Origin of the sequence: Streptomyces sp. NBC_01471, assembly GCF_041438865.1 — a bacterium.
In the GTDB taxonomy this organism is placed as follows: domain Bacteria; phylum Actinomycetota; class Actinomycetes; order Streptomycetales; family Streptomycetaceae; genus Streptomyces.
This window is the reverse complement of record NZ_CP109450.1, coordinates 4,594,262-4,621,190: the sequence shown is the minus strand read 5'-3', so window position 1 is coordinate 4,621,190 and position 26,929 is coordinate 4,594,262. Positions and strand designations below refer to the sequence as shown.

Below are 26,929 nucleotides of genomic sequence, written 5' to 3'. Positions count from 1 at the left end.
TCCGAGAGCAACGGGTCCGAAGGTCAAGAGGACGTAAAATCGTTCTGCTTACTGATCTGCGTTCATATCTGTGATCGCTGAAACCCTTGACCGGCCCTTGGCACAGAGGGTTCAATCCGTGAAGCCCCCGGTCCCGCACGGGGGCGCCGCCCGATCGACGTACTGGCGAAGCGTTTCCCGTTCATCGAGGTTCCATCGCGGTTCATCGAGATGAACTCAGTACAGGCGGACCCCTGGAGGGGGCACATGAACAGTCTCGACTGGACCGTGCTCATCGGTTACTTCGGCGTGATGATCGCGATCGGCTTCTGGTCCCACAAGCGGGTCGACGACGTGAGCGACTTCTTCACCGCCGGCGGCAGAATGCCGTGGTGGCTGTCGGGCATCTCCCACCACATGTCCGGCTACAGCGCGGTGATGTTCACCGGGTACGCCGGAATCTCGTACCAGTACGGACTCACGTCCATGGTCACCTGGTCGCTCCCGATCGCCATCGGTATCGGGATCGGCGCGAAGCTCTTCGCACCCCGGCTGAACCGGCTGCGCTCCCGGCTGCACGTGGCCTCACCGCTCGAATACCTCAAGGACCGCTACAACCTCCCGACCCAGCAGGCGCTGGCCTGGTCCGGGCTGCTGCTGAAGATCGTGGACGTCGGTGCCAAGTGGGCGGCCATCTCCACCCTGCTCTCCGTCTTCACCGGCATCACCATCACCCAGGGCATCTTCATCACCGGCGTGATCACCGCCGTCTACTGCACCGTCGGCGGCCTGTGGGCCGACGCGCTCACCGAACTGGGGCAGTTCATCATCCAGTTGATCGCCGGTGTCGCGATGCTGGTCGCCGCCATGGGCAAGCTCGGCGGCTTCAGCGCCCTGTGGACGATCTGGGACAAGCTCCCGAGCGGCCACGCGGACCCGACGGCCGGCCCGTACACGATGACCTTCCTGCTGGCGTACCTCTTCATCAAGACCTTCGAGTACAACGGCGGCATGTGGAACCAGGCCCAGCGCTACATGGCCACCGACTCCCCACGCTCCGCGACCCGTTCGGCCACGCTCTCCTCACTCCTCTGGCTGGTCTGGCCCGCCGTCCTCTTCTTCCCCATGTGGTGCGCGCCGCTGCTGGTGCACGCGCAGAAGCCGGACGCGTCGGACGCGTACGCCCTGATGACCGAGTCGCTGCTGCCGCACGGGCTGCTCGGCCTGGTCGTCGTCGGCTTCTTCTCGCACACGATGGCCATGTGCTCGTCGGACGCGAACGCCATCTCCGCCGTCTTCACCCGGGACATCGCCCCGGCGATGTCCCGGTCCGCGCGCGAGTGGAGCAGCCGTACGGGGCTGCTGGCCGCGCGGATCTCGACGCTCGGCTTCCTCGCCCTGTCCATGGCGCTGGCGACCCAGATCAACTCGCCGACGTTCAAGGACATCATCTCGGTGGTCATCAAGTGGGTGGCCGGTCTGATGGGGCCGATCGCGATCCCGTTCATGCTCGGCCTGCTGCGCTCGTTCCGTAAGTCCGGGCCGACGGCGGCGCTGGTCAGCTGGGCCGCCGGGCTGCTCGCGTTCTACTTCACGAACTACCACCTGGACGGCTCGGCCAACGCGGATGTCGCCCTGGAGTGGCAGGTGTCGCTGCCGCTGGCGGTGTCGCTGGTGCTCTACATCCTCATCGGCTTCGTCAAGCCGGAGGACACACCCGAGCGGGACGCGATCATCGCGAAGGTCAACCTGGACGGCGACGGACCCGGCGGGGCGGCTGCGGCGACCGTACCGGCGCAGGGCGGCGCGGACGGGGCGAAGGTGCCGGGGCGCGAGGGCGCGGACGGCTGACACGTACGGGGGCCCGTCCCGGGGGGGGGCGTGCGCAGCCGTGGGGTCCGTCCCGGAGGGGGCGGGCCCCGCCGCGCTCTCCGGCCGGTCAGCCCCTCGGGTAGCGGGTCAGCCAGGCCGGGGTGGTGAGCGCCGGGCTGTGCAGCGCCGGGCCCTGGGTCATCTCCATGGAGAAGTCGTCGGCGAGCTGGAGCATGGTCGGGCGCCCCTCCAGCTCCGCCAGCCAGCCCGGCGGCAGTGCGGTCTCGCCGTGCAGGGCGCCCAGCAGGCCGCCGCAGATGGCGCCGGTGGCCTGGGACGGTCCGCTGTGGTTCACGGCGAGGCGCAGCCCGTGGCGTACGTCCTCGCCGACCAGGGCGCAGTACACCCCGATCGCGAGTGCGTCCTCGGCCAGTTCGCCGTCGCCCAGCGACTCGACCCGGGTCGGGCTGGGCATCCCCTGGCGTACGGCGCCGAGCGCGTGCTGAAGGGCGTCGGTGACCGGCTGGTGGCCGGGGCGCGGAGTCAGCTGCCCCAGCGCGTGCTGCACCGCCGCGTCCAGGCTCTCGCCGCGCGCGAGCCCGTGCACGATGACGGCGTGCGCCCCGGCGCTGAGGTAGCCGGTGGGGTGGCCGTGGGTCTGCGCGGCGCATTCGACGGCCAGTTGGAAGACAAGAGCCGGCTCCCAGCCGACGAGCAGCCCGAAGGGCGCGGAACGGCTGACGGCCGACGCGTCGCGCGCCTCCGGGTTCCGGGGCTTGTCCAGAGTGCCCATCACCTCGTCGCCGAACCCCGCGAGACAGCTCCGCGCGGGGTCGCGGCGCGTGTACAGCCACTCCTCGCAGGCCAGCCATCCGTTGTCCTTGCGGCGCTCGTCCGGGCCCCAGTCGCGCTGGGTCGCCGCCCACCGCAGATGGGCCCGGTACACGTCGGTCGGCGGATGCCAGGCGCCCGTGTCCCGCCGGACCTGGGCGCGTATCAGACCGTCGACGGTGAAGAGCGAGAGCTGGGTCGCGGCCGTGACCGCCCCGCGCCTGCCGTACACGGCGACGAAGTCGGTGAGGCCCCCGGCGCCATGGGTCTCGCGTATCGCGTCGAGCCCGTGCCCCGCGACACCCGCCCCGAGCGCATCGCCGAGCGCACCTCCCAGCAGGCATCCGCGCACCCGGCTGCGGAAGTCCTGCTGCTCGGTGCGGCCCCAGAGGGGAGTGGTTGATGCGCTCATGGCGAAGCACTCTAATCGACCGCGATCGACCGTTTAAGAGCGCGATCCGGGCGGCGTTGACCGGCTGTCCGCGAGCCGGTGCGGGACGCCGTAACCAGGCGTCATCGGTGGGCCGACCGCCCGATCGCGTACTGCGTGCCGACCGCCGTGAGCACCGCGTCGGCCAGCTCGCCGGCGGTCCGGCCGCTGCCCGCGTCGATACGGTCGAGACCCAGCCTGTCGGCGTCCTCCAGCATGAGCGCCTGGTAGCGGACCCCGCGGGCCAGGAACCGGTCCATCAGGAGCCGTTCGTGGTCCGCCGCTTCCCGGTAGCGGCCGGCCTTCCGCACCCGGCCGCGGATGACGGCTTCACTCGCGGTCAGCCACACGGCGGCCGTACGGGGAACGGTCAGGCCGGCGACCCGCGCGGGCCGCAGCGCCGACCCCTCCAGCACCAGACCCCCTCCCGCGCGGTGCCCGGCCGCGTGCTCCGTGATCAGCTCCCGGATCCGGGGCCAGAGCCGTTCATAGTGCTCGGTGACGGACGAGATCAACTGGTCGACGGTGTGCGACGCGTAATGCTCGGCGACATGTTCCGGCACCTCCCGCTCCGGCGTCCGCCAGGGCCGCCCGGGATGCCGTGCCAGCCCATCGGTCGACAGGTATCCGAACCCGAGCCTGTCCGCGACCACTTGGGCGACGGTCGACTTCCCGACGTTCGACGTCCCGCCGATCAACACCACCCGTACATCTCGCATGGCAGCGACCCTAGGGGCTTTCATCCGGACAGCAGGCGAGGCGGGTTGAGGAGGGCATGCCACCGGTTGCGGTCAAGATCCGCCGGGTTACGGGTCTGTCCCAGCGGCCGGTGGCCGCTCACAGATGCGGAACGGTGGTGGGAACCGCCCTGCTGACGAGGCGACGGCGAGTCCGGGCACGGTGCCGCCCGGTGGTGGTGGGCGTGGTGCCTGGCTGTGCGTGTAACGGGAATGTCCTAGGAGGCGGCTGTGCGGAACGATTCGCCGGGCCGGGGCAATCCCAGTGTGCAGAAACGCCCGCTCGTACCGACCCGTACCGAGCAGCCGGCACTGCCCACCGATACTGAGGAAGAAACGATGCGCGTTCACAAGCTCACCTTCGCGGCCCTGGCCATAGCCGCGGGTCTCTCGCTCACGGCCTGCCAGAACGACGACGGCGGCGCGGCAGCGAGCGACTCGTCGTCCGGGTCCGCCGCGTCCACCGAGTCCGCCGCGTCCTCGTCGGGTACCGGTTCGGGCTCGGGCAGTTCGGATCAGGCGGGCGGGAAGGACTCCACCGGTACGAAGTCCGGCGGGTCGGGCTCCAGCGGGACGGGTACGGCTGCCGGGTCCGGCTCCAGCGCGGGCGGCAAGGGCGGCAAGTGCCGCACCGACGACCTGAAGATCACGGCGACGGACAACACCATCGGGGGCGACGCCGACGCCACCGTCGTGGTGGAGCTGACGAACACCAGCGGCCGGGACTGCGCGATTTCCGGGTACGCGGGCGTCGACCTGAAGACCACCTACGGGCCGCTGTCCGCGAAGCGCACCGGCCAGGAGACCATCTCGACCGTCCTCAAGAACGGGAAGGCGATCGACTTCCCCATCAACTACCCGTTCAACAAGACGGGCGGCTCCGGCATCCGCATCACGGGACTGGTGGTGACCCCGCCGGACGAGACGAAGTCGGTCACGCTCAACTGGCCGGGCGAGCGCACGCTGCCCGTCACGGACGGCAGCGGCTCCCCCGTGAAGATCGGCCCGCTCGGAAGCGCGGGTCAGGGCGGCGCGTCCTGAGGACTACGTGCTGAGAACGTGAGTGCAGTTCGCCCGCTGACCTGGTGCGACCACGGGGGACAGCGGGCGGCAGCGGCCCGGGGCCACACGATGCGACCACCTCGCGGTCCGCCTCCACACCACTGTCCTGGCGGAGCCTTCCGGGGGGGCAGGCGGGCGCCGGGACCGTGCTACTCCTCATCCCCGTCCCCGCAGCCGCCGCCCTCGATCCGTTCACCCCTGCTGTACGCGACACGGAGCACGTCCCCGAGCGACTCGGTGGCCCGGGTGAGCGCGAACCGTACGGCCCGCTCCCCCGCCGCCTGATCGGCCAGCACCGCACGCGAACCAGCCAGCACCGCTTCCGCCGAGTCCATCTGCTGATCCTCCACATCGTCGGCCAGCCGGGACAGCAGGCTGCGCGGGTTGTCCGTGCTGAGGTAGCAGGGCTTGCCTTCGGGACTGGTCCAGGGCAGCAGCCGGAGCAGGGAATCGGGCATGTTCGGCGCCTCACAGGGGGGATCGGAAGTTCGGGTCTTCACTGACGAGCGGTGATTACCGTTCGTGTCCCGATGATTACGTCCTGGCCCTACGCTCGGAAAGAGACGCGCGATTGCCGTCGCGCACGGCAACAGGAGGGGACCGATGTCCGAACTCGCCGAGCCGGAAGAGGAGTCGGGGCGCGCGGCCCTGGGACGCGCGTTGCGGTACCTGCGCGAGAAGGCAGGCAAATCACTCAGCGAGCTGGCGGCCGAGACACGGTACGACAAGAGCTACCTGTACCGGCTGGAGGTGAGCCAGCGGCTCTCGAAGCGTGCGGTGATGGAGGACCTCGACCGTTATTACGGGACCGGGGGGCTGCTGGTGCAGCTGTGGAAGGTGGCGCGGAGGGAGGTCTTCAAGGACAGATACAAGGAGTTCATGCGGCTGGAGAATTCGGCGTGCGTGATGTGGATGTTCCAGCTGGCCGTACCGGGGCTTCTCCAGACCGAGGACTACGCTCGCGAGGTGTTGTCGGCAGCCCAGACCAATGAGGGCGGCACCGAGTTGGTCGAGGAGCAGGTCGCCGCGCGGATGAGCCGTCAGGACATACTCCACCGCTCCCCAACGCCTCACGTGCGCGTGATCCTGGATGAGGTGGCACTTCGGCGTCAGTCGAGCGACCCGAAGGTGTGGGGGGAACAGCTGGAGCACCTGATCGAGGTCGCGCAACTCCCTTCCGTCGTCGTGCAAGTACTGCCCTTCAGTTCAGGCGTGCACGGGCTCATGGGAAGCCATCTCTCCGTCCTGTGGCAGCCGGACGGCAGTTCTGTTGCCTACGTTGAGGGCAATGGATTCGGCGAGTTGATCGATGATCCTGACAAGGTCACCAGCTACCGACTGGCTTACGATCGGATCCGAGATCTGGCGCTGTCCCCGTCGGACTCGCTGGCGTTTATCCGGGGCGTCTTGGAGGAGCACAGATCATGAACCGAACGCCCGACCTCTCCACCGCTCACTGGCGCAAGTCGAGCTACAGCGACGGAGGCCAGACGAACTGCGTCGAGGTCGCAGACGACTTCCCTGGGCTCATCCCCGTACGCGACAGCAAGGCCGCCCCGAACGGCCCCGCGCTCGTCTTCCCGGTTTCTGCCTGGACCGCCTTCATCCACAACGTCCGGAGGCAGAGCTCGTGACCGACCTGTCCGTCGCAACCTGGCGCAAGTCGAGTCACAGCGACGGGGGCGACACTAACTGCGTCGAGGTCGCACACGACTACCCCGGCCTCGTCCCCGTACGCGACAGCAAGACCGCCCCCACCGGCCCCGCGCTCGTCTTCCCCGACACCGCCTGGACCGCCTTCGTGGAGTTCACCGCCGGGCGCTGAACTCCACGTCCATACGGCCGCGTTGACGGCTCCCCGTGGTCCTCAACGCGGCCGTGGCCGGGAGCGCGCGCTCAGCCGGTGGCAGCGCCGAACCACGTCGGGAGCTGGTCGCGCAGCTCCTGCTGGTCCTCGCCGACCCATGCCACGTGGCCGTCCGGCCGCAGCAGTACCGCGGGGGCGTCCAGTTCCTCGCTGACGTCGATGATGTGGTCGACCCGGTCCTCCCAGCCCTCCACCGAGAGGCGGCCGGTCTGGTCGAGCAGCAGGCCGCGGCCCGCGTGCATCAGCCCGTACAGATGGCCGCGCTTCAGCTCCACGTCGCGCAGCCGCCTGCCGAGCAGTTCGTGGCCCTCGCCGAAGTCGTAGCGGATCGTGATCGCGGTGATCTTCTCGATCAGGTGCCGGTTCACGTTCTCGAAGTCCGCCAGTTCCGACACCAGCCGGCGCACGGCCTGCGCACCCGGCTCGGTGGACATCAGCTCCATCTGCGCCCGGGTGCTGTCCAGTACGGCGGCGGCCACCGGGTGCCGTTCGGTGTGGTAGCTGTCCAGCAGGCCGTCCGGTGCCCAGCCGCCGATCTCGGCGGCCAGTTTCCAGCCAAGGTTGAACGCGTCCTGGATGCCGAGGTTGAGGCCCTGCCCTCCGGTCGGCGGGTGGATGTGCGCCGCGTCACCGGCCAGAAACACCCGTCCGGACCGGTAGCGCTCGGCCAGCCGGGTGGCATCGCCGAAGCGGGAGAGCCAGCGCGGGGAGTGCACGCCGAAGTCGGTACCGGCGAATGCCCGCAACTGCTCCTTGAACTCGTCGAGCGTGGGCGGGACCGTGCGGTCATCGGACACCCCCTCGGCGGGCACGACGACGCGGTACGTCCCGTCCCCGGAGGGCCCGAGGCCGAACCGCAGCTGGGTCTTGCGGACCTCGCCCACCACGGCGGCCACCGTCTCCGGCGCAGCGGTCACCTCCATCTGGCCCAGCAGCGTCTCGACCCTGCTGGGCTCACCCGGGAAACCGACGCCGAGCAGTTTGCGCACCGTGCTGCGGCCGCCGTCGCAGCCCACCAGGTAGCGCGAGCGCAGCAGCTCACCACCGGCCAGCTCGACGGTCACACCGCCCCCGTCCGCACCCCCGTCACCGTCCTCGGACTGGCTCAGCCCGACCACTGCGCAGCCGCGCCGGATCTCGACGCCGAGCTCGGTGGCGTGCTCGGCCAGCAGGCGGTCGGTGAGGGGCTGCGGGATGCCGAGGACATAGCCGTGTGCGGTGTCCAGCCGGTCGGGTGCCGGTTTGCTGATGGCGGCGAAGAAGCCGCCGAGCGGATACTTCTTGCCTTCCGCGAGGAACCGCTCCAGCAGGCCGCGCTGGTCCATCACCTCGATGCTGCGCGCGTGCAGGCCGAGCGAGCGGACATACGCGGCAGGCGCCGGTTCCTTCTCCAGCACGAGCACCTGTACCCCGTGCAACCGCAGCTCGGCGGCCAGCATCATGCCGGTCGGTCCGCCGCCGGCAATGATCACGTCGATCATCACAACCCCCAATTTCGCCCACGTTGAATTCCTGGAAGCCGACTCCCCGGGGTCCGGCTTCGAGGGGCGATTCTGCGCCATGACGGGGGCCTTGCCGCAAGCCCCCCAGTGCGCTATAAGTTAAGAGTGGCAAGGAGTGCGTATTCCTCCGGCCCCTTCCTCCCTCCCCTTCGCGGCATCACAGGCAAGCCCTGGTGAGAGGCGACCGCATCACCACCATGGGACGCCTATAGTCTCCCTATGGCAACAACGACGATCCAAGTGCCGAAAGAGACTCGCGACCACCTCGCCGAGCTGGCCAAGGAACGAGGTCTGAGCCTGGGCCAGCTCGTTGATCAACTAGCTGCCCAGCAGCCCACCGCAGCCCAGGTCGCCGAGCGCGTCGCGGCCACCCGCAAGGTGCTGCGTGAGCGCATGGGCTGCACCCTGACCGACGAGGAGTTCGACCAGGGCCCTGACGTCCTGGCCAATGTGTACGCGCTCGCGGCCGAGAAGGTGCACGCACAGCGGGGCAAGGCTGCGTGATCATCCTCGACACCAGTGCGGTGACGGCGCTCGCTCAAGGTCATCGTGCGCTGCACCTCCTGGCCGGCAACGTGGCCGGGACACCGGGCGACTGGCTGCACGTCCCCGCGCTGTGTCTGATGCAGGCGGAGACGTCCGACGCGGGCCTCGCACGCAATGTGCTGGCGCTTCCGGGTGTTCTGGTCGATCCCCTCGACCAGACAGCAGCAGCGACGGTCGGCGGAATGGTCCGGGACGGCTGGGGCGGCTCCGACACCTGTCACGCGCTCTACGTAGCGACACCCCATCAGGAGAGTGGTGGAATGTCGATCATCCTGACCGGCCGCGAGAGCGACTACCCGCCGGGCAGCCTGACCGTCGACATCGACTCACCCGGAATGCTGGGCTTCCACTGAGCGCACCCCCGGGGCGCCGCCCGGGTCACTGCCGGGGCGGCGCCCCCATCACGTAACACCGCCCGCTCTCCGCCCTCCGCTACGGGCGGAGGACGGAGAGCGGGATACGGCCGCCTCAGTCCAGTACCGGCAGCAGCTCCGGCAGGTGTCCGTCCGATGACCGGGCCGCCTGCATCCGCTCCTCCGGGACCGGTCCGTACAGCGTGTTCCGGGCGCGGGCCGGGCGGCCCGCCAGGTCCGCGATGGCGATGAGGTCCTGGACCGAGCGGTACGAACCGTAACTGGAGCCCGCCATACGGGAGATGGTCTCCTCCATCAGCGTGCCGCCCAGGTCGTTCGCCCCGGAGCGCAGCATCTCCGCCGCGCCCTCCGCGCCCAGCTTCACCCAGCTGGTCTGGATGTTGGGGATGTACGGGTGGAGCAGCAGCCGGGCCATCGCGGTGACCGCGCGGTTGTCGCGGGCCGTCGGGCCGGGGCGGGCGATCCCGGCCAGGTACACCGGGGCGTTGGTGTGGATGAAGGGCAGCGTCACGAACTCCGTGAAGCCCTCCACCCCCTTGGCCAGCGCGGTCCGCTGGATCTCCGCCAGGGTGCGGAAGTGGCCGAGCCAGTGCCGGGGCTGGTCGACATGGCCGTACATCATCGTGGACGAGGAGCGGATGCCCAGTTCGTGGGCGGTCGTGATGACCTCGATCCAGGTTGCCGTCGGCAGCTTGCCCTTGGTGAGGACCCAGCGGACCTCGTCGTCCAGGATCTCGGCCGCCGTGCCGGGGATCGAGCCGAGGCCGGCCTCCTTCGCCGCGGTGAGCCACTCGCGGATGGACAGGCCGGTGCGGGTCGCGCCGTTCACCACCTCCATCGGGGAGAACGCGTGGACGTGCATCCCGGGGACGCGGTCCTTCACTGCCTTCGCGATGTCGAAGTACGCCGTGCCGGGCAGGTCCGGGTGGATGCCGCCCTGCATGCAGACCTCGGTCGCGCCGACGTCCCACGCCTGGGCGGCCCGGTCGGCGACCTGGTCCAGCGAGAGCGTGTACGCGTCGGCGTCCGTGCGCCGCTGGGCGAAGGCGCAGAAGCGGCACCCGGTGTAGCAGACGTTGGTGAAGTTGATGTTCCTGGTGACGATGTACGTGACGTCGTCACCGACCACGTCACGGCGCAGTCCGTCGGCGATCCGGGTGAGTGCGTCCAGCGCCGGGCCGTCCGCGTGCAGCAGGGCGAGCGCCTCGTCGTCGGTGAGCTGGGTCGGGTCCGCGGCCGCCTGGTCCAGGGCCTGCTTGACGTCGGTGTCGATACGGGACGGGACCATGCCGGGGGCCGCCTGTTCGCGCAGGGCGTCCCAGTCCCCGTACACCTCGTCGAAGTCGTCCCGGCGGTCGGACGTGCGGCCCTCGGTGTCGATGGTGGTGTGCAGATCGGTGCGGCCGGTGGCGGTGAAGCCCTCGTCGGGCTCCTGCCAGGGCAGCCCGGACGGCTTGACGCCGTCGCGGGCCAGGCCGGTCTCCGGATCGGCCAGCGCGCGGACGTGCGGCACGAGCCGGGGGTCGAGCCAGGGCTCGCCGCGCTGGATGAACTCCGGGTAGATGGTGAGCCGTTCACGGAGCTGGAAGCCCGCTGCGGCGGTCCGTTCGGCCAGCTCGTCGATGTGCGGCCAGGGGCGCTCGGGGTTGACGTGGTCGGGCGTCAGCGGGGACACGCCGCCCCAGTCGTCGATCCCGGCGCCGATGAGCAGCGCGTACTCCGCGTCGACCAGGTTCGGCGGGGCCTGGAGTCGGGCCGACGGGCCGAGGACGTGCCGGGCCACCGCGATGGCGGCGGCCAGCTCCTCCAGCTCGGCGTCGGGCATCGCGCGCATCGCCGTGTCGGGCTTGGCCCGGAAGTTCTGGACGATGACTTCCTGGACGCCGTGGTAGGAGCGCGCGACCCTGCGCAGCTCGAAGAAGGCGTCGGCGCGCTCCTCGTACGACTCACCGATCCCGATCAGCACACCGGTGGTGAAGGGGACGTTGGAACGTCCGGCGTCCTCCAGGACGCGCAGCCGTACAGCGGGCTCCTTGTCGGGCGAGCCGTGGTGCGGGCCGCCCGGCTCGCTCCACAGCCGGGTCGCCGTGGTCTCCAGCATCATGCCCATCGAGGGGGCGACCGGCTTGAGCCGCTGGAGGTCGGTCCAGGACATGACGCCCGGGTTGAGGTGCGGCAGCAGGCCGGTCTCCTCCAGGACCCGGACGGCCATGGCGCGTACGTAGGACAGGGTGTCGTCGTACCCTTCGGCCTCCAGCCACTCGCGCGCCTCGGGCCAGCGCTCCTCGGGGCGGTCACCGAGCGTGAACAGCGCTTCCTTGCAGCCGAGTTCGGCGCCCTGGCGGGCGATCTCCAGCACCTCGTCGGGCGAGAGGTACATGCCGTGGCCGCCCCGCTTGAGCTTGCCGGGCACGGTGACGAACGTGCAGTAGTGGCACTTGTCCCGGCAGAGGCGGGTCAGCGGGATGAACACCTTGCGGGAGTACGTGATGACTCCGGGCCGCCCGACCGCTTCCAGACCGGCGTCCCGGACGCGCGCCGCCGACGCGGCGAGGTCACGCAGGTCGTCACCGCGTGCCTGGAGAAGCACGGCAGCCTCGGCAGTGTCGAGGGCCACCCCGTCCCTGGCCCGCCGGAGCGCGCGGCGCATGGCATTTGCGGTGGGTACTGCGGGCTGCGGATCAGTCATGGTTCGAGCATACGAGCGTGATTTCGCACTGTCTGCGGCGCCGTGCCCGGCGTGACCTCGCGTTACGCCCGGTGACACGCGGCGGCCCCGGCAGACGTGACGGGCCCCGTGACGGGCCCCCGCACCCGTGCCTCGCACCCGGCCCGCGACGGAGGCGGGTACGGCGGGTGAGCAACTCCCCGGCGGCGTCGCGTAATTCACGTGATCGACCGCTGCCGAACAGGTCGCCGCGAAGCTCGCCCGTCCCGGGCAGGCCGCCCGTTCCCGGCAGCTGACGCCGGCGGCCTCTCCGACCAGGCGTTCCGCACGATCCCGCTCATCGAGTCGGGCCGCGGCGCGAAGTGGCCCTGGGAGCAGGCGCGGGAAACCTCAGGGTGAGGCCGCCTCATTCCCCGGCGATCCCCCGCAGCCCCTTCCACGAAGGCTGCCGGAGAATCCCGTCGCGGGTCAGCTCCGCGTAGTGGACCTCGCCCTCCAGGAGAGGCAGGACCCAGTGGACTCCGGCCGGTGGCCCGGGGGCGGGGATCTCGAAGGGCGGGGTGCCGGCGGCGGCTGCCGTGAGGAGCGGGAGCAGAAGGCGTCGTTGTCCGGCGGACAGGCCGGAGCCGACCGCGCCGCCGTAGCGCAGTCCGTCGGGTCCTGGCAGGCCGACGAGCAGGGAGCGGGGCTCGCCGTGGGTGTCGGCCAGCCAGCCGGCGATCACGATGTCCGCCGAGGGGCGGTACTTCACCTTGATCCAGTCCGGGGACCGGCGGCCGGGCTGGTAGCGGGATGTCAGGCGCTTGAGGATGACGCCCTCCAGCCGCCGGTCACGGGTCCACCGGATTCCCGCCGCCGGGTCGTCCGTCCACACGGGCGGTACGGCGACCGTGCCGTCGCCCGGGAGGTCGAGCCGCTCCAGCAGGCGGCGCCGCTCCCGGTACGGGCGGCCGGTCACCGTCGTGCCCCGGTGCACCAGGATGTCGAAGAGCATGAGGGTGACGGGGGTCCGTACGCGTGCGGTCCTGATCCGTGCCGGTCCTGCGAGCATCATCCGCTGCTGGAGCCGGCTGAAGGACGGCAGGCCCGCCGCGTCCAGGGCGACGACTTCCCCGTCGAGGACAAGGGGTGCGTCGGCCACCAGCCCGGCCAGCGAGGCGAGCTCCGGGTACCGGACGGTGGCGTCCACGCCTGAGCGGCCGTGCACCGCCACCGCACCACCCGCGTCGACGGACGTGACGAGGCGCATTCCGTCCCACTTGACCTCCGCCGCCCAGCCCGTGAGGTCTGCCGGGGCCGGGACCTCGCTCGCCAGCATCGGGGCGTACCGGCCCGGGTGATCAGCCACGGCTGCTGCTCCCCGGGGTGCGGCTCCTGCCGGCCGGATCGCGGGTCACCCGGGCGTCGGCCACACGTCGGGGCCGCCACCGTGCCATTCGATGAGCGACGTGGTCGAGAGCTCTTTCTCGTCGATGCCCTCAAGACCGGCCCCGCGCAGCAGCTCGACGACATCCCGGCGACTGTGGGCGACGCCGAGGGTGTCCGTACCGGCGCGCACGCGCCGGCCGCCGGACGGGTCCGGCGGGTGGATGATGACCGGCATCTTCATGGTTCCAGCGTGCTCCCGCTCCGCCGTTCCGGCACCCCGGGAGACGGGTGCCCGGAACGGCCCGGCCCCGTTCGCCCGGCCGCCACCGCCCACGCGGGACGGGGGCGGCGGCGACGTGGAGCCGGATCAGACGCCGGTGAACTTCATCGACACAGCGCCCTCGGGCGTCCGGCGGCAGACCGAGACGGTGCCCCAGACCTCGCCCTTCGGCTCCTGGAGGAGCGTGAGCGGCACAGGATCCGCCGGGAACTCCAGGTCGGCGTCCGAGACGATCTGGGTGCGCAGGACGCCCGAGCAGCCGTGCGCGGAGAAGGCGAGCGTGGCCGCCACCGGCAGGACGTGGCTGTCGATGACCAGCACCGCCCGGCCGCTGTACTTCGGTTCCTGGAGCACACGCACCAGCTTCCGCCCGGTCGCCGGTCGCCGCACGTCGGAGACCGTACGTCCCGTCCTGCCGCGTCGCTGAGCACGCGCCCCGCCCCCACACATCACTCAGGCCAGGTACGGCGCGTACTCGTCGAGCACCCTGAGGACCGTCCCCTCGTCCGCGGACGGCAGCTGGAGCACCACCTCATCAATGCCCAGCTCCGCGTAGTGCCCCAGCTTCCCCTGGCTCGGCAGTACGGCGTACGGGACCACCTGGAGCTCCTCCGGGTCGCGGCCCGCGTCCTGCCAGACCCGGCGCAGTACCGGCAGCGACTCCCCGAGCCCGCCGCCCCCGATCGGCAGCCAGCCGTCCGCGTACTCCGCGATGTGGTCGAAGAGCTTCGGCCCGGCAGCCCCGCCGATCAGGGTCCGCACGCTGCCGCCGCGCGGTTTCGGATGGGCCTCACTCGCCCGTACGGAGCCGAACTCCCCCTCGTACGCGGTCGGTTCCGCTGCCCACAGGGCGCGCATCAGTGCCATCCGGTCCCGGCCCAGCGCGCGGCGGCGCGTCCACTCCACGCCGTGGTCGGCGGCCTCCTCCTTGTTCCAGCCGAAGCCGAGACCGAGCGTGAAGCGGCTGCCCGAGAGGTGGTCGAGGGTCGCGATCTGCTTGGCCAGGTCGATCGGGTCGTGCTGGGCGATGAGCGTGATGCCCGTGCCGAGGGTCAGGCTGTCCGTCACCGCGGCGGCCTGCCCCAGCGCGACGAACGGGTCCAGCGTCCTGCCGTACTCGGCGGGCAGTTCGCCCCCCATCGGGTACGGAGTGGTCCGCTCGACCGGGATGTGCGTGTGCTCGGGCAGATACAGCCCGGCGAACCCGCGCTGTTCCAGCTCCCGTGCCAGCCGCACCGGGGTGACGGTCCGGTCGGTCAGAAAGATCGTGGTGCTCAGCCGCATGACATCCGCCCTCGTTCGCCTCGTGATCCGTGCCCGTGGCCGCAGAGGTTATGACGTACAGGGCGAAAATCCGAGCGCCGTGTCACGGTCTCCGTCCCGCCCCCTTCCCTTCTCGCCCGGTTCACGGCTGAATACCAGGGTTCAGCTGCACCCCTCGTGTCCCCGCAGACCCCTGGAGCCGTTGGCATGAACCCTGGAGACCCGACCGACCCGACCCACGGCGAGCTGGGCAGGCGCGGCCTGCTGGTGACGGGTGCCGCCGCCGCGCTTACGTTGGGAAGCGTGAGCTTCGCGAACGCGGCGGACGGCGGCGGTGGTCACGGCGGCGGTGCACCGCACGACAGCACCCCGGACCGGACGCGGACCGTGCGCGGCACGCTGCCGCCCGGTTCGCCGGACTACGTCTACCTGCCGGTGGACGTTCCCGAGGGGGTACGCGAGCTGGCGGTCTCCTACACGTACGAGAAGCCGGCCGTGCCCGCGGGCACCCAGGGCAACGCCCTGGACATCGGCATCTTCGACGAGCGCGGTACCGGCCTCGGCGGGGCGGGCTTCCGCGGCTGGTCGGGCGGCGCGCGCAGCGAGTTCTTCATCCGCGGCGACGAGGCGACCCCCGGCTATCTGCCGGGCCCGGTCCGCGCGGGCCGGTGGAACATCGCGCTCGGCCCGTACACCACGGCCCCCGAAGGCCTTCCGTACACGGTCACCGTCACCCTGCGCTTCGGCCCGACCCCCGCGACGCCGAAGCCGGTGTATCCGCCGGTCCGCGCGAAGGGGCGCGGGCGCGCCTGGTACCGGGGGGACTGCCACATCCACTCCGTGCACTCGGACGGCGGGCGCACCCCGGCCGAGATCGCCGCGCTGGCCCGGTCGGCGGGGCTCGACTTCATCAACACCAGTGAGCACAACACGAGTTCAGGGCACCGCGCGTGGGACGGGCTGTGGGGTGACGACCTCCTCATCCTCACCGGCGAGGAGATCACCACGCGCAACGGCCATGTGCTGGGCATCTCCACCGACCACGGCACCTGGGTCGACTGGCGCTACCGCGCCCGGGACAACCGCTTCGGCCACTACGCCCGCGAGATCCGCCGTGCGGGCGGCCTGGTCGTCCCGGCCCACCCGCACGCGACCTGCATCGGCTGCAACTGGAAGTTCGGCTTCGGCGAGGCGGACGCGGTGGAGGTGTGGAACGGGCCGTACACCCTGGACGACGAGGTGTCCGTCGCGGACTGGGACAACACCCTGGTCAGCGGCGCGAACTGGACCCCGGCGATGGGTAACAGCGACGCCCACAAGGATCCCGACCGGATCGGCACCCCGCAGACGGTCGTGCTGGCCGACGACCTCAGCAGGGACGCCGTCCTGGCGGGCATCCGCGCGGGCCACTCGTACATCACGGAGTCCTCGGCGATCTCCCTCACCTTCGGCGCCACGGGCGGCCGCGCCGCCCACGCGGGCATCGGCGACCGCCTCCGGGTGGCCGCGGACGCCCCGGTGACGGTCCGGCTCGATGTCACCGGCGCCCCCGGCTGCACGGCGAACTTCGTCACGGACCAGGGCACGCTGTACACGACGCCGCTGCCGAAGTCCGGTGCGGGCACGGTGGAGTGGCACACGACCCCCGCGTACGCGAGCTACGTCCGCGCGGAGGTCCGGCACGCCCCGGCGGCGGCCGGGCTGCCGGGGGCGCTGGCGGCGCTGACGAATCCGGTGTTCCTGGGGAGGTGACGACGGGCGGAGCGGGTCGTGCGGGGAGCCGGCCCGTGACCGGGAAGCCGGTCGGGGCGGCGCGCTCAGCCGCTCGCCGCCGCGCTCGCGGCCACGACGCGCCTGCGCCGCCAGCGCAGCAGCATCACGACGACCGCGAAGACCTGTATCTCGGCGTCCAGGCCGGGCAGGTCGGCGGAGGCACCGAACCCGGCCCGGCCGGTCCTGGTGATCGAACCGGCGGGCTCGCCGTCCGGTCCGATCAGCGACTGGTTCCGGATGCCGATCGAGTCCGACTCGAAGCGGAACACCTGCCCGGAGGCGTGCACGCTCCAGCGGCGCGGGCCCTGCCGGTCCGTGGTCGCCACGACCGAACCGTCCGCGGTGAGCAACTCGTAGGTCCCGGCGAGCCGGTGCGACCGGACGCGGTAGCCGGTCCCGCCGAGCTCGAACTCCCCGGACCGCCACTTCCCGGCCGTGAACACCGTCAGCGTCCGGCCTCCCTCGCTGATCTCGTACCGGCGGGGCCACAGGCTTGTCCTCTTCGCGTGCAACATGGCTCCAGCACACCACCTGGGCGCCGCACGCACCCCTGCCAGATGTCATGGGCGGGCGGTGACATACGAGCGAGGCCGCCACTCCGCGCGGACCGGACACTCAGGGGTGTGAAGACCGCCGGACCGCACCCGTCATACGCCCCGGGCGAGGCAGCTCGGGTGCCCTGCCGACAGCGCCGGGACCTAACATGGCCGGCGTGAGCAAGCGCCGGCCCGACAGGTTCTCCGCACGGCAGTGGCCGGACTGGAGCTTCTGGGCGACCGGGGAGGACGGCGGCCGGAGCCGGAAGATCATCGTCGTCGCCAACAGCGTCTCCCTGCTCCTCCTGATCCCCCGGGCCACCGAGATCGCGGACAGCGGCAGGAACACCTGGCTCATCGGTGCCGCCCTCGCCGCCCTCGCCTGCTACGGCGTGGGCTACTCGGCCGCCCTGTGGCGCGGTCCTGTGGCGTCCCGGCTCTCGCGCGGCGTAGCCGTCGCCGTGATGTTCGCGCTCGGGGCCGCCCCGGCGCTGCTGCTGGGCACGCCCGATTACCTGACCGACATGACGTACGCCGTCGTGATCGGGCTGATGCTGCTGCCGTTGCGCTGCTCCTGGCTGCTCGGCTTCGCCGTGGCCCTCCTCCAGGTCGTCTGGATGCGGCTGGGCGACGGGCGCGTGCACTGGGGGGAGGTGGCGCTGCTCGTCGGCGTCACCGCCGTCCTCGGCACCGTCTTCGCGCTGACCTTCACGATCGGCCACCTGAGGGCCGCCCGCGAGCAGGTCAGGAGTCTGGCCGTGGCCCGGGAGCGGGAGCGGGTCGCCCGGGACCTGCACGACGTCCTCGGGCACAGCCTCTCGACGATGACCGTCAAGCTGGGACTGGCCCGGCGCGTCCTGGAGCACTCCGGCGACGTCGACCGGGCCGTCGCCGAGATCCGCGAACTCGAAAGCCTGTCGCGGCAGGCCCTCTCCGATGTACGGGCCACGGTCTCCGACTACCGGACGGTGTCGCTGGCCGCCGAGATCGCCGGCGCACGCGTGGCACTCCGCGCCGCGGGCGTAAGGGCCGAGCTGCCGACCGCTGCCGACAACGTGACGCCCGAGTTGCAGGCGGTCTTCGGCTACGTGGTGCGGGAGGCGGTGACCAATGTGCTGCGCCACTCCGCCGCCGAACAGTGCGGCATCCGGCTGGGCCGCGACTGGGTGGAGATCACCGACGACGGCACGGGCCCGTCCGGGACGGTGGCCGGACACGGACTGACCGGCCTCACCGAGCGGCTGGCCGCGGTCTCGGGCACGCTGACGCACGGCGAACGCCCCGGCGGTGGTTTCCGCGTGCTCGCGCGCGGTCCGGCACCGGCAGCGCGGCCCGCGACCGCGCCGGCGCCCTCCGCCGGGGAGGAACCGGCATGATCCGTGTCCTGCTCGCCGACGACCAGGCGCTCGTGCGCGGGGCGCTGGCCTCGATGCTGCGGCTCGAAGCCGACATCGACGTGGTCGCCGAGGCCGCCTCGGGCGCCGAGGCACTCGAAGCCGCGGCGCGCACCACCCCGGACATCGCGCTCCTGGACGTGCAGATGCCCGGCCCGGACGGGCTCACGGTCGCCGCCGAACTCCACCGCGTACTGCCTGCCTGCCGCGTGGTCATCTGCACCACCTTCGGCCGGCCCGGCTACCTCGCGCGGGCGATGTCGGCGGGCGCGGCCGGTTTCGTCGTCAAGGACTCCCCGCCCGAACAGCTCGTCGAGGCGATCCGCCGCGTGCACGCCGGGCTGCGCGTGGTCGACCCCGCTCTCGCGGCCGAATCCCTCGCCAGCGGTGTCAGCCCCCTCACCGACCGGGAGAGCGACGTGCTCCGCGCCGCGGCCGACGGCGGCACGGTCACCGACATCGCCCGGTCCCTGCACCTGTCCAAGGGCACCGTGCGCAACCACCTGTCATCGGCCATCGGAAAGACCCGGGCACGCACCCGCGCCGAGGCGGTCCGGCTCGCGGAGGGCAACGGCTGGCTGTGACCCGGAGCCGCTCACCCCGGCCAGACGATCGACTGCGTCTCGCTGTAGGCGTGCAGGGCGTACGAGCCGACGTCCCGGCCCACGCCGCTCTGTTTGAACCCGCCGAACGGGGCCTCCATGTTCCGCCCGACGGTGTTCACCCCGACCCCTCCGGCCCGCAGCCGGGCAGCCACCCGGAAGGCGCGGGCCACGTCACCGGACCAGACGTAGTCGAGCAGGCCGTAGTCGCTGTCGTTGGCCAGGGCGATGCCCTCCTCCTCGTCGTCGAAGGGGACGACCACGACGACCGGGCCGAAGATCTCCTCGCGGACGACCCGCATGTCGTTGGTGCAGTCGGCCAGCAGGGTGGGCGCGGTGTAGAAGCCCTTCTCGAACGAGGGCCGTTCACCGCCCGCGACGACCGTCGCGCCCTCCTTCCGGCCGAGGTCGACGTACGACTCGATCCGGTCCCGGTGGGCCGCCGAGATGACCGGCCCGACCACGGTGCCCCGCTCGCCCGGGTCACCGACCTTCAAGTGGCCCATGTACGCGGCAAGTTGCTCCACCAGCTGGTCGTGGATGCCGCGCTGGGCCAGGACCCGGGTGGGCGCCGTGCAGATCTGACCGCTGTAGAAGGAGAAGGTCGTGCCGATCCCGGACACCGCCGATGCCAAGTCCGCGTCGTCGAAGACCAGCGCCGCGCCCTTGCCGCCCAGCTCCATCAGCTGCCGCTTCATGCCACGGCCGCAGACCTCGGCAATGCGCCTGCCGACCTCCGTGGAGCCGGTGAAGCTGACCATGTCGACGTCCGGTGAGTCGACGGCCGCCTCGCCCACCTCCGTACCCGTCCCGCTCACCACGTTCACCACCCCGCGCGGCACCCCCGCCTCGGCCAGCGCCTCCGCCATCCGGAAGACCGAGAGGGGGTCCTGCGGCGCGGGCTTGACGACCACCGTGTTGCCCATGGCGAGCGCGGGCGCGACCTTGCCCGCGGGATTGGCCCAGGGGTTGTTGTACGAGGTGATGCAGGTGACGACACCCACCGGCCGGCGGGCGGCGAGCGCCCCGAAGACGCCTGCCCGGCCCATCGGGCCCGCCTCGTTGATCTGCGGCGGCAGCCCCTGCTCGACCGGTTCGAGCGCGCCCTTCGCATAGCGCCGGAAGCGTGCCACCCCCACGCCGACCTGCATACCGCGTGCCGTCGCCGTGGTGGCGCCGCTCTCCGCCCGGGCGAGCGCCGCGTACGGCAGGAACTCCCGCTGCATGATGTCGGCGGCCCGGCCGAGGATCGCGGAGCGCTCCTCCGGCGCCGTCCGTGACCAGCCCGCGAAGGCGGCACGAGCGGCGGCAGCCGCCGCGTACACCTGCTCGCGGCTCGCTTCGGGCGCGGGACCGACGCTCTCCTCGGTGGCCGGGTTGATCACGTCGTAGTGCCCGCCGTCCGGCGCGACCCACTCGCCGTCGATGAACAGCCCCTGGTCCCGGACCGCGTTCACCCGCTGTTCCTGGCCCTCGCTCAACGGGTCGCCACCGTCCTGGTGTCGCGGCCCGACCGCAGTACCGTGCCCGGCACGGCGCCGGTGATCTCGTCGTCCCTGATGGTCTCGACGCCATTGACCCGTACCGACACGATGCCGATCGCCCGGGAGTCGAGCCGGGGGCTGTCGCCCGGCAGGTCGTGCACGAGCGTCGCCGGGCCCGCCGCGATCCGCTCCGGGTCGAACAGCACCAGATCGGCGTGGAAGCCCTCCTCGATCCGGCCGCGCTCACGCAGCCCGAAGAGCTGGGCCGGGTCGTCCGTCAGCATCTTCACCGCCGCTTCGAGGCCGACCAGCTTGCGGCCGCGCAGGCAGTCCCCGATGAAGCGCGTCGTGTACGGGGCACCGCACATCCGGTCCAGGTGCGCGCCCGCGTCGGAGCCGCCCAGCATCACGTCCTCGTGCTCCCAGGTCTTGCGCCGCAGCTCCCAGGAGTCCGGGTCGTTGTCGGTGGGCATCGGCCAGAGCACGGTGCGCAGGTCGTCGTTGGCGCAGATCTCCACCAGGCAGTGGAACGGCTCCTGACCGCGCTCGGCCGCGATGTCCTTCACCACCCGGCCGCTGAGCCCTTCGTTGGCCTCGGAGTAGGTGTCGCCGATGACGTACCGCCCGAAGTTGACGAGCCGCCGGAAGACGCCCGCCTCCTTGCTGTTGGCGCGCCGCAGCATCTCCGCCCGTACGCCGGGGTCGCGCAGCTCCGTGATCCGCTCGGGCACCGGAAGCCCCAGGACGTCGCCCCAGCCGGGGATCAGGTTCAGCGCGCAGAACGTGCCGAGCGACATGTTCATCGGGGTCAGGATGGGCATCGTGAGGGCGACGATCCGGCCGCCCTCCTCGCGCGCGCGGTCGCTGGCGCTGATCTGGCGCGGTACGCGTTCGGGCACGGCGGCGTCGATGGTCAGGACGTTCCAGTTGAGCGGGCGGCCCGCTGCCGCGCTCATCCCGACGAAGAGGTCGACCTCCTCGTCGCTGAACTGGTCGAGGCAGCCCGCGACGATGGCTTCGATCTGGGTGCCCTCGTGCTCGCCGACCGCCTTGGACAGGGCGAGCAGTTCGGCGGGGCCCGCGTGCCGGGACGCGACGGGCTCGCCGTCACCGTCGGAGTGGGTGGACGACTGGGTGGTGGAGAACCCCCAGGCACCCGCGTCCATCGCCTCGTGGAAGAGCCGCAGCATCTCGGCGAGCTGTTCCCCGGTGGGCTGCCCGCCGATGGCGTCGGCCCCCATCACGTGGCGGCGCAGGGCGCAGTGGCCCACCATGAACCCCGCGTTGACGGCGGTACGGCCGTCCAGGGCGTCCAGGTACTCCGCGAAGGTCGACCAGTTCCAGGGGGCGCCCTCTTCGAGCGCGACCAGCGACATGCCCTCGACCTTGGACATCATGCGGCGCGTGTAGTCGGCGTCGGCGGGGCGGTCCGGGTTGAGCGGGGCGAGGGTGAAGCCGCAGTTGCCGCCCGCGACGGTGGTCACGCCGTGGTTCATGGACGGGGTGGCGTACGGGTCCCAGAAGAGCTGTGCGTCGTAGTGGGTGTGCGGGTCGACGAAGCCGGGGGCGAGCACGAGTCCGGTGGCGTCCTCGGTGCTCGCGGCGGGCTCGGTGACGGTGCCGGGCTTCGCGATGACGGCTATGCGGCCGTCCCGGATGCCGAGGTCCGCGACGTACGAGGGGGCACCGGTGCCGTCCACGACGGTCGCTCCGCGGATGAGGTGGTCGAGCATGTGGTCTGGTCCCTTCTCTTCAGTGTTCGGGCGAGGGGGCGGGCTGGAGACGCCGCGGGCCCGGCCGGGCGCATGGCTCCGGCCGGCGGGTACGGGAAGGCCGCTCCCCGTACGCGCCGGCCGGAACCGGACGGCAGCCGTCCGGGATGGAGCCGCCGTCCGCCCCGAGGTGGAGGACCCCTTACGCCCCGGTCTGCCGGAAGCGGGTCGTCCGGTGGACCGGGTCCGTGTCGATCTGCGGGATGACGTGCTCACCGATGAGCTTGATGGTGTTGAGCGTGTCCTCGGACGAGATCCCGATCGGCAGCCCGAACGACAGCTGGTCCGCCCCCGCCTGCTCCCACCGCTTGCACTGCTGGAGCACCTCGCCGGGGTCACCGCAGATCATCAGCTCCTCCGCGATGAGCAGCTCGATGATCTCCGTGCTGTACTCGGGCAGCAGCTCGGGCCACTCCGGGATGCCGTCGGGCCGCGGGAACGTGTCGTGATAGCGGAACAGCAGCGACTGCAGGTAGTTCAGCCCGCCGCTGACGGCGATCTCGACCGCCTTGTCGTGGGTCTCGGCGCAGATCGCGGTCGAGGTCACCATGACGTTGTCGTTGACGAAGGCGCCGATCGGCTCGGCCTCCTTCACCGCGTTCTTGTACGACTCGACGACCCACTCCATGTCCGAGACCTTCTGGACGCTGAACCCCAGCACCCCGAGGCCCTTCTTGCCGGCCATCGCGTACGAGGCGGGTGACCCGGCGGCGTACCACATGGCCGGGTGCGCCTTCCCGTACGGCTTGGGCAGGATCTTGCGCGGCGGCAGCGACCAGTGCTTGCCCTGGAAGCCGACGTACTCGTCCTGGAGCCACATCTTGGGAAACTCGCCGATCGTCTCTTCCCAGATCTCCTTGGTGTGGTTCATGTCCGTGATGCCCGGCATGAACCCGAGGATCTCGTGACTGCCCGCACCGCGCCCCGAGCCGAACTCGAAGCGGCCCTCCGAGAGGTGGTCCATCATGGCCACCTTCTCGGCGACCTTGACGGGGTGGTTGACCGGCGCCAGCGGGTTGAAGATGCCGGACCCGAGGTGGATGCGGTCCGTCGCGTGCGCGAGGTACCCGAGGAACACGTCGTTGGCGGAGAGGTGCGAGTACTCCTCCAGGAAGTGGTGCTCGGAGGCCCAGGCGTACTTGAAGTTGGACTTGTCCGCCTGGATGACGTACTCGGTCTCCTCCATCAGCGCCTTGTGCTCGGCCTCGGGATCGGCCTGGAGGCGCTGCTTCGGTACGTATCCCTGTACAAAGAGCCCGAATTCCAAAGGGGTTCACCGTCCCTAGGTCTCTGACCGCTTTTCTGACACACCGTCAGATTGCGGTGAAGTCGACTGTGGCACCGCACGCGGGGAGCGTCAATAGCTGACGGGCAGTCAGCTCTGTGGCTCCGCGGGTCAGAAGATGCTGACCCCGGCCAGCCAGCCGCCGTCGATGACGAAGGGCTGCCCGGTGATGTACGAGGAGTCCTCGCCCGAGAGGAAGAGCGCCAGCCTGGCGACCTCCTCGGGCCTGCCCACCCGCCCCAGCGGCACCAGTTTCCGGTAGAGCTCGTCCAGCGCCGCCGACGACTCGGCCGGGTCCGCGTCCGGGTCGAGCTGGGCGGGGTTGCTCATGGGGGTGTCGATGGCGCCCGGGCACATCGCGTTGACCCGGATGCCCTTCGCCGCCAGTTCCATCGCGGCGACCCGGGTCAGCCCGACGATCGCGGCCTTGGTCGCCGCGTACGAGCCGACGAACGCCATCCCGGTGAGCGCGGTGTACGAGGCGGTGTTGACGATGGTCCCGCCGCCCGCCGCCTCGATCTCCGGGGCGATGGTCCGGATGCCGAGGAAGGCACCGACCTGGTTGACCTGCACGACCTGCTGGAACTCGTCCAGCGGGGTCGTCACCAGCTCGTTGAAGCGCAGGATGCCGGCGTTGTTGACCAGTCCGTCGATCTTCCCGAAGGTCTCCTTGGCCACCGCGGCGGCGGCGCTCCAGTCCGCCTCCCGGGTCACGTCCAGACGGACATACGCGGCGGACTCCCCCAGTTCCTTGGCGAGCGCCGCGCCCTGCTCGTCCAGCACGTCCCCGAGCAGGACCTTCGCCCCCTCGGCGACGAAGAGCCGCGCCTCCTGTTCGCCCTGTCCGCGCGCCGCGCCGGTGATGACGACGACCCGCCCGTCGAGCTTGCCCATACCGCTCTCCCTGTTGATTGAGGTGCGGAGCCTGATTGAGGTGCGGAACAGAGTCCTGCTGATGTGAGGTGCGGAGCGAGGTCCTACTGGCCGAGGTGACGTCTACTGGTTGAGGTGCGGGGCGACGTCGGCGGCGAAGGCCGCCATCTGGTCGGTGAGTTCGGTACGGCTCCGGCTGCGGAACCGCACCTGGATCTGGTCGACACCCATCGCCGCGTACTCCCGCAGCGACTCGGCGATGGCCCCGGGCTTGCCGGTGAGGGTCCGGCGGCCGACGGGCCGGCCGGGCTCCCCCACGTACAGCGGCTCGGTGATCGCACCGATCTCGATCGGATCCGTCACCCCGGCCGCCTCTCTGAGCGTGCGCAGCCGGGCGATCTGTCCGGGCAGCCGGTCGCGCGGGTCACCCTGCGGCAGCCACCCGTCGGCCCGTTCGGCGGCCCGGCGCACGGCTGCGGGCGACGACCCGCCGACCCAGAGGGGCACCCGGCTCTGGGCCGGTCTGGGCAGCTGGGCGAGTCCGCCGAAGTCGTAGAGCGTGCCGTGGTGTTCGGGGTACTCGTCGGGGCCGAGCGCGGCCCGGAGCGCGTCGATGGACTCGTTCAGTACGGTCCCGCGCCCCGGGAAGTCGGCCCCGACTGCCTCGAACTCCTCCGGCACATGCCCCGCCCCGACCCCGAGGATCAGCCGGCCGCCGCTGAGGTGGTCCAGGGTCGCGTACTGCTTGGCGGTGAGCAGCGGATGCCGCAGCCCGAGGACCGCGACGTGGCTCATCAGCCGTACCCGCTGGGTGATCCCGGCCAGGAAGCCGAGGGTGGCGACCGGGTCGTACCAGACCGTGCCCATGGCCTCGGCGAGCCGCCGCGGGATGGCCACGTGGTCGCAGCCCGCGATGTACGCGAAGCCGGTGCGGTCGGCGGTGCGGGCGATCTCCGCCAGGTCGTGCGGGGTGGCGGCGGCCTCCCACGCCTCCGCGTAGATGGTGCTCTGGGACTGGATGGGCAGCTGCATCCCGTAGACGAGCCGCCCTTCGGGAAAGACCCGTGCCATGGGTACGTACCCCCCGGGTGTGAGTTCGCGTGTGGGTGTCTGCGGTGCTCGCCTGGCGGGCCGGGTCACCCCGCCCAGAGGCCGTCCTCGGTCAGGCCGAGCAGCTCGATCGCGTTGCCGCGCACGATGCGGTCGACCACGTCCGGGGCGAGGTGCCCCATCTGTGTCTCACCGACCTCGCGGGACTTGGGCCAGGTGGAGTCCGAGTGCGGGTAGTCCGTCTCGTACAGCACGTTCCCCACCCCGATCGAGTCGAGGTTCTTCAGTCCGAAGGCGTCGTCGAAGAAGCAGCCGTACACATGCTCCGCGAACAGCTCGGACGGCGGCCGGTGGACCTTCTCCGCCACCCCGCCCCAGCCGCGGTTCTCCTCCCAGACCACGTCGGCGCGTTCCAGGATGTACGGGATCCAGCCGATCTGGCCCTCCGCGTACATGATCTTCAGGTTCGGGAAGCGCTCGAACTTGCCGCTCATCAGCCAGTCGACCATCGAGTAGCAGCAGTTGGCGAAGGTGATCGTGGACCCGACCGCCGGGGGTGCGTCGGCCGAGGTGGACGGCATCTTCGAGGACGAGCCGATGTGCATCCCGATCACCGTGCCGGTCTCGTCGCACGCGGCGAGGAACGGGTCCCACTCGTCGGAGTGGATGGACGGCAGCCCCAGGTGCGGGGGTATCTCGGAGAACGCGACCGCGCGCACCCCGCGTGCGGCGTTGCGCCTGACCTCCTCCGCCGCGAGCCGCGCGTCCCACAGCGGGACGATGGGCAGTGGGATGAGGCGGCCGTGCGCCTCGGGCCCGCACCATTCCTCCACCATCCAGTCGTTGTACGCGCGGACGCCGAGCAGCCCGAGTTCGCGGTCGGACGCCTCCGTGAAGGTCTGGCCGCAGAACCGCGGGAAGGTCGGGAAGCAGAGCGCGGACTGGACGTGGTTGACGTCCATGTCGGCGAGGCGGTCGGGCACCGAGAAGGAGCCGGGCCGCATCTGTTCGTAGGTGATGACTTCGAGTTTGATGTCGTCCCTGTCGTAGCCGACCGCCGTGTCCAGGCGGGTCAGCGGCCGGTGCAGGTCCTCGTAGATCCACCAGTCGCCGATCGGCCCGTCGTCGCCCTTGGCGCCCATCACCGGGGCGAACTTCCCGCCCAGGAAGGACATGGACTTGAGGGGCGCACGGACGATGCGCGGACCGATGTCCCGGTATTTGGACGGGAGCCGGTCCTGCCAGACATGGGGAGGTTCCACGGTGTGGTCGTCCACCGAGATGATCTTCGGGAAAGTCTCCATGTTCTCCACCGTAGCGCTGATCTGACGAACCGTCAGCTATCAGTGCGGCTCTGCCCGGGGAAAGATGCGCCGCCGGTCCGGCGCGCCGGTTGGCGGAGAGCTTGTGGAGAGGTACCCCCAGAGCTGACGTACTCGCC

General features: G+C 71.1%; 26 protein-coding genes. 10 read left to right on the top strand and 16 right to left on the bottom strand.

Features of this window, described 5'->3' with window-relative positions:
* The first annotated feature begins 246 nt into the window (after positions 1–246).
* Positions 247–1,830, top strand: coding sequence for a sodium:solute symporter family protein (locus tag OG285_RS20650; RefSeq protein WP_356828212.1), 1,584 nt, complete (start codon positions 247–249; stop codon positions 1,828–1,830).
* 88 nt (positions 1,831–1,918) lie between these two features.
* Here OG285_RS20650 and OG285_RS20645 read toward each other — a convergent pair whose 3' ends face one another.
* On the bottom strand, positions 1,919–3,034 hold the full coding sequence (locus tag OG285_RS20645; protein WP_356828210.1) for an ADP-ribosylglycohydrolase family protein: 1,116 nt from the start codon (positions 3,032–3,034) through the stop codon (positions 1,919–1,921).
* A 101-nt stretch (positions 3,035–3,135) separates the two neighbouring features.
* Positions 3,136–3,771, bottom strand: coding sequence for an AAA family ATPase (locus OG285_RS20640; RefSeq protein WP_371791821.1), 636 nt, complete (start codon positions 3,769–3,771; stop codon positions 3,136–3,138).
* Positions 3,772–4,128: 357 nt separating this feature from the next.
* On the opposite strand from OG285_RS20640, the gene OG285_RS20635 reads away from it, so the two are divergent.
* A complete protein-coding gene (locus tag OG285_RS20635) occupies positions 4,129–4,830 on the top strand; it encodes a DUF4232 domain-containing protein (protein WP_356828206.1) in 702 nt (233 codons plus the stop codon).
* A 170-nt stretch (positions 4,831–5,000) separates the two neighbouring features.
* Here the strand turns inward: OG285_RS20635 and OG285_RS20630 are convergent, their stop codons facing one another.
* Positions 5,001–5,309, bottom strand: coding sequence for a hypothetical protein (locus tag OG285_RS20630; protein WP_371791820.1), 309 nt, complete (start codon positions 5,307–5,309; stop codon positions 5,001–5,003).
* Positions 5,310–5,454: 145 nt separating this feature from the next.
* On the opposite strand from OG285_RS20630, the gene OG285_RS20625 reads away from it, so the two are divergent.
* Genes OG285_RS20625 through OG285_RS20615 form a run of 3 tightly spaced genes read left to right on the top strand, consistent with a single transcriptional unit; the run spans position 5,455 to position 6,676 of the window.
* Positions 5,455–6,279, top strand: coding sequence for a helix-turn-helix domain-containing protein (locus OG285_RS20625; protein WP_371791819.1), 825 nt, complete (start codon positions 5,455–5,457; stop codon positions 6,277–6,279).
* Complete coding sequence (locus OG285_RS20620; protein WP_371791818.1) at positions 6,276–6,485, top strand: DUF397 domain-containing protein; 210 nt, start codon at positions 6,276–6,278, stop codon at positions 6,483–6,485. Before OG285_RS20625 ends, OG285_RS20620 begins: the two co-directional genes overlap by 4 nt.
* Positions 6,482–6,676, top strand: a complete 195-nt coding sequence (locus OG285_RS20615) for a DUF397 domain-containing protein (RefSeq protein ID WP_371791817.1) — start codon at positions 6,482–6,484, stop codon at positions 6,674–6,676. Before OG285_RS20620 ends, OG285_RS20615 begins: the two co-directional genes overlap by 4 nt.
* A gap of 71 nt (positions 6,677–6,747) precedes the next feature.
* On the opposite strand, the gene rox is transcribed toward OG285_RS20615, so the two are convergent.
* Complete coding sequence (gene rox, locus OG285_RS20610; protein WP_371793575.1) at positions 6,748–8,199, bottom strand: rifampin monooxygenase; 1,452 nt, start codon at positions 8,197–8,199, stop codon at positions 6,748–6,750.
* A gap of 240 nt (positions 8,200–8,439) precedes the next feature.
* Between rox and OG285_RS20605 the strand changes: the two genes are divergently transcribed.
* Positions 8,440–8,724 (top strand): hypothetical protein, encoded by a 285-nt coding sequence (locus OG285_RS20605; protein WP_371791816.1) that lies wholly within the window; start codon positions 8,440–8,442, stop codon positions 8,722–8,724.
* A complete protein-coding gene (locus OG285_RS20600; RefSeq protein ID WP_371791815.1) occupies positions 8,721–9,119 on the top strand; it encodes a hypothetical protein in 399 nt (132 codons plus the stop codon). Before OG285_RS20605 ends, OG285_RS20600 begins: the two co-directional genes overlap by 4 nt.
* Positions 9,120–9,234: 115 nt before the next feature.
* On the opposite strand, the gene OG285_RS20595 is transcribed toward OG285_RS20600, so the two are convergent.
* The 5 genes from OG285_RS20595 to OG285_RS20575 form a co-directional block, all read right to left on the bottom strand.
* Complete coding sequence (locus OG285_RS20595; protein ID WP_371791814.1) at positions 9,235–11,829, bottom strand: bifunctional FO biosynthesis protein CofGH; 2,595 nt, start codon at positions 11,827–11,829, stop codon at positions 9,235–9,237.
* Between the two features lie 385 nt (positions 11,830–12,214).
* Positions 12,215–13,156: an ATP-dependent DNA ligase gene (locus OG285_RS20590; protein ID WP_371791813.1), complete on the bottom strand. Its 942-nt coding sequence runs from the start codon at positions 13,154–13,156 to the stop codon at positions 12,215–12,217.
* Positions 13,157–13,201: 45 nt separating this feature from the next.
* Positions 13,202–13,417 carry a hypothetical protein gene (locus OG285_RS20585; RefSeq protein ID WP_356828194.1) on the bottom strand — a complete coding sequence of 72 codons (216 nt, stop codon included), beginning with the start codon at positions 13,415–13,417 and terminating at the stop codon, positions 13,202–13,204.
* Positions 13,418–13,543: 126 nt separating this feature from the next.
* Entirely contained in the window at positions 13,544–13,846 is a 303-nt protein-coding gene (locus OG285_RS20580) for a hypothetical protein (RefSeq protein ID WP_371791812.1), read from the bottom strand.
* 63 nt (positions 13,847–13,909) lie between these two features.
* The gene (locus OG285_RS20575) at positions 13,910–14,740 is read right to left on the bottom strand and encodes an LLM class F420-dependent oxidoreductase (protein ID WP_371791811.1); all 831 of its coding nucleotides are present in this window, start codon (positions 14,738–14,740) and stop codon (positions 13,910–13,912) included.
* Between the two features lie 186 nt (positions 14,741–14,926).
* Here OG285_RS20575 and OG285_RS20570 point away from each other — a divergent pair, with 186 nt between their 5' ends.
* On the top strand, positions 14,927–16,471 hold the full coding sequence (locus OG285_RS20570; protein ID WP_371791810.1) for a CehA/McbA family metallohydrolase: 1,545 nt from the start codon (positions 14,927–14,929) through the stop codon (positions 16,469–16,471).
* 65 nt (positions 16,472–16,536) lie between these two features.
* Here OG285_RS20570 and OG285_RS20565 read toward each other — a convergent pair whose 3' ends face one another.
* On the bottom strand, positions 16,537–17,007 hold the full coding sequence (locus OG285_RS20565; protein WP_371791809.1) for a hypothetical protein: 471 nt from the start codon (positions 17,005–17,007) through the stop codon (positions 16,537–16,539).
* A 188-nt stretch (positions 17,008–17,195) separates the two neighbouring features.
* Here OG285_RS20565 and OG285_RS20560 point away from each other — a divergent pair, with 188 nt between their 5' ends.
* Together OG285_RS20560 and OG285_RS20555 are read left to right on the top strand one after the other, a co-directional pair.
* Entirely contained in the window at positions 17,196–18,404 is a 1,209-nt protein-coding gene (locus OG285_RS20560; RefSeq protein WP_371791808.1) for a sensor histidine kinase, read from the top strand.
* The gene (locus tag OG285_RS20555) at positions 18,401–19,006 is read left to right on the top strand and encodes a response regulator transcription factor (protein WP_356828182.1); all 606 of its coding nucleotides are present in this window, start codon (positions 18,401–18,403) and stop codon (positions 19,004–19,006) included. Before OG285_RS20560 ends, OG285_RS20555 begins: the two co-directional genes overlap by 4 nt.
* Positions 19,007–19,017: 11 nt before the next feature.
* On the opposite strand, the gene OG285_RS20550 is transcribed toward OG285_RS20555, so the two are convergent.
* The 6 genes from OG285_RS20550 to OG285_RS20525 all read right to left on the bottom strand — a co-directional run bounded on the left by OG285_RS20550 (position 19,018) and on the right by OG285_RS20525 (position 26,792).
* Positions 19,018–20,505: an aldehyde dehydrogenase family protein gene (locus tag OG285_RS20550; RefSeq protein ID WP_371791807.1), complete on the bottom strand. Its 1,488-nt coding sequence runs from the start codon at positions 20,503–20,505 to the stop codon at positions 19,018–19,020.
* The gene (locus OG285_RS20545) at positions 20,502–22,241 is read right to left on the bottom strand and encodes an amidohydrolase family protein (protein WP_371791806.1); all 1,740 of its coding nucleotides are present in this window, start codon (positions 22,239–22,241) and stop codon (positions 20,502–20,504) included. The genes OG285_RS20550 and OG285_RS20545 overlap by 4 nt, the downstream gene beginning before the upstream one ends.
* Before the next feature lie 181 nt (positions 22,242–22,422).
* Complete coding sequence (locus tag OG285_RS20540; protein ID WP_356828176.1) at positions 22,423–23,547, bottom strand: LLM class flavin-dependent oxidoreductase; 1,125 nt, start codon at positions 23,545–23,547, stop codon at positions 22,423–22,425.
* Between the two features lie 129 nt (positions 23,548–23,676).
* Complete coding sequence (locus tag OG285_RS20535; RefSeq protein ID WP_356828173.1) at positions 23,677–24,459, bottom strand: glucose 1-dehydrogenase; 783 nt, start codon at positions 24,457–24,459, stop codon at positions 23,677–23,679.
* A gap of 102 nt (positions 24,460–24,561) precedes the next feature.
* Positions 24,562–25,509 (bottom strand): TIGR03619 family F420-dependent LLM class oxidoreductase, encoded by a 948-nt coding sequence (locus OG285_RS20530; RefSeq protein ID WP_356828171.1) that lies wholly within the window; start codon positions 25,507–25,509, stop codon positions 24,562–24,564.
* A 65-nt stretch (positions 25,510–25,574) separates the two neighbouring features.
* Positions 25,575–26,792: an amidohydrolase family protein gene (locus OG285_RS20525; protein WP_356828169.1), complete on the bottom strand. Its 1,218-nt coding sequence runs from the start codon at positions 26,790–26,792 to the stop codon at positions 25,575–25,577.
* Positions 26,793–26,929 lie beyond the last annotated feature (137 nt).

What these genes read in the sequence shown, in the direction of transcription:
- OG285_RS20650 (WP_356828212.1), top strand. Translation starts at nt 247, where the DNA reads ATGAACAGTCTCGACTGGACCGTGCTCATCGGTTACTTCGGCGTGATG.
- OG285_RS20645 (WP_356828210.1), bottom strand. Translation starts at nt 3,034, where the DNA reads ATGAGCGCATCAACCACTCCCCTCTGGGGCCGCACCGAGCAGCAGGAC.
- OG285_RS20640 (WP_371791821.1), bottom strand. Translation starts at nt 3,771, where the DNA reads ATGCGAGATGTACGGGTGGTGTTGATCGGCGGGACGTCGAACGTCGGG.
- OG285_RS20635 (WP_356828206.1), top strand. Translation starts at nt 4,129, where the DNA reads ATGCGCGTTCACAAGCTCACCTTCGCGGCCCTGGCCATAGCCGCGGGT.
- OG285_RS20630 (WP_371791820.1), bottom strand. Translation starts at nt 5,309, where the DNA reads ATGCCCGATTCCCTGCTCCGGCTGCTGCCCTGGACCAGTCCCGAAGGC.
- OG285_RS20625 (WP_371791819.1), top strand. Translation starts at nt 5,455, where the DNA reads ATGTCCGAACTCGCCGAGCCGGAAGAGGAGTCGGGGCGCGCGGCCCTG.
- OG285_RS20620 (WP_371791818.1), top strand. Translation starts at nt 6,276, where the DNA reads ATGAACCGAACGCCCGACCTCTCCACCGCTCACTGGCGCAAGTCGAGC.
- rox (WP_371793575.1), bottom strand. Translation starts at nt 8,199, where the DNA reads ATGATCGACGTGATCATTGCCGGCGGCGGACCGACCGGCATGATGCTG.
- OG285_RS20605 (WP_371791816.1), top strand. Translation starts at nt 8,440, where the DNA reads ATGGCAACAACGACGATCCAAGTGCCGAAAGAGACTCGCGACCACCTC.
- OG285_RS20595 (WP_371791814.1), bottom strand. Translation starts at nt 11,829, where the DNA reads ATGACTGATCCGCAGCCCGCAGTACCCACCGCAAATGCCATGCGCCGC.
- OG285_RS20585 (WP_356828194.1), bottom strand. Translation starts at nt 13,417, where the DNA reads ATGAAGATGCCGGTCATCATCCACCCGCCGGACCCGTCCGGCGGCCGG.
- OG285_RS20575 (WP_371791811.1), bottom strand. Translation starts at nt 14,740, where the DNA reads ATGCGGCTGAGCACCACGATCTTTCTGACCGACCGGACCGTCACCCCG.
- OG285_RS20570 (WP_371791810.1), top strand. Translation starts at nt 14,927, where the DNA reads ATGAACCCTGGAGACCCGACCGACCCGACCCACGGCGAGCTGGGCAGG.
- OG285_RS20565 (WP_371791809.1), bottom strand. Translation starts at nt 17,007, where the DNA reads ATGTTGCACGCGAAGAGGACAAGCCTGTGGCCCCGCCGGTACGAGATC.
- OG285_RS20560 (WP_371791808.1), top strand. Translation starts at nt 17,196, where the DNA reads ATGGCCGGCGTGAGCAAGCGCCGGCCCGACAGGTTCTCCGCACGGCAG.
- OG285_RS20555 (WP_356828182.1), top strand. Translation starts at nt 18,401, where the DNA reads ATGATCCGTGTCCTGCTCGCCGACGACCAGGCGCTCGTGCGCGGGGCG.
- OG285_RS20545 (WP_371791806.1), bottom strand. Translation starts at nt 22,241, where the DNA reads ATGCTCGACCACCTCATCCGCGGAGCGACCGTCGTGGACGGCACCGGT.
- OG285_RS20535 (WP_356828173.1), bottom strand. Translation starts at nt 24,459, where the DNA reads ATGGGCAAGCTCGACGGGCGGGTCGTCGTCATCACCGGCGCGGCGCGC.
- OG285_RS20530 (WP_356828171.1), bottom strand. Translation starts at nt 25,509, where the DNA reads ATGGCACGGGTCTTTCCCGAAGGGCGGCTCGTCTACGGGATGCAGCTG.
- OG285_RS20525 (WP_356828169.1), bottom strand. Translation starts at nt 26,792, where the DNA reads ATGGAGACTTTCCCGAAGATCATCTCGGTGGACGACCACACCGTGGAA.